This window comes from Bilophila sp. 4_1_30, assembly GCF_000224655.1.
In the GTDB taxonomy this organism is placed as follows: Bacteria; Desulfobacterota; Desulfovibrionia; order Desulfovibrionales; family Desulfovibrionaceae; genus Bilophila; species Bilophila wadsworthia.
In genome coordinates, this window is sequence record NZ_JH114288.1 from 1 (window position 1) to 709 (window position 709).

A 709-nucleotide genomic window follows, 5' to 3' on the forward strand; every position below is an offset into this window, starting at 1 on the left:
CTGGTGGGAAGTCTTCCATGACGACGCCCTGAACCGCCTTGAGGAGGCGGCCCTCGCGCACAACAGCAACCTCGCGCAGGCGATGGCCCGGGTCGAGGAGGCAAGCGCGGCGGCGGGCGTCGCCTTTGCGGATCGCCTGCCTGCCGTGGGCCTGCGGAGTCAGGACGGCAAGCGCCTGATGACGGAAGGGGAGGAGCTCACGCACCGCTACGCCTCGCGGACGCAGGAGGCGTACAAGGCGGTCGGGTTCCTGAGCTTCGAGCTTGACCTGTGGGGCAAGTACCGCCGTCTGGACGAGGCAGCCCGCGCCGAGCTGCTGTCGACCGAAGCCGCCCGCGACACGATCCGGCTGGCGGTGGCCTCGGAAACCGCGCTGGCGTATTTCCAGCTCCGCACCTTGCAGGAGCAGGAACGGATCGCCGCCGACATGCTCAAGTCCTACGAGCGGACGTGCAAGGTTTATGAGACGCGCTACCGCCTCGGGCAGTCGCCGGAAACCACGCTGCGGCGGTTCGCGGCGGAACGCGACAAGACGCAGGCGCAATTGTATGATCTGGAGGAACGGCGCATCCGCTGCGAAGGCGCGCTTGCCGTGCTCGCGGGGTTCAGCCCCGCCGGGATCGTGGACGGGGCGGGGCGGGCCTTTCAGGAAGGCCGGACGCTCGGCGAACTGGCACCGCCGCTGGACGTGCCCTCGGGCATCCCTTCG

1 protein-coding gene is annotated in these 709 nt (G+C 69.4%); it reads left to right on the forward strand.

What is annotated here, in order from left to right; translation table 11 throughout:
* Positions 1 to 709, forward strand: a 709-nt coding sequence (locus HMPREF0178_RS20195) for a TolC family protein (protein WP_009369398.1), incomplete at both ends; no start/stop codon positions are given.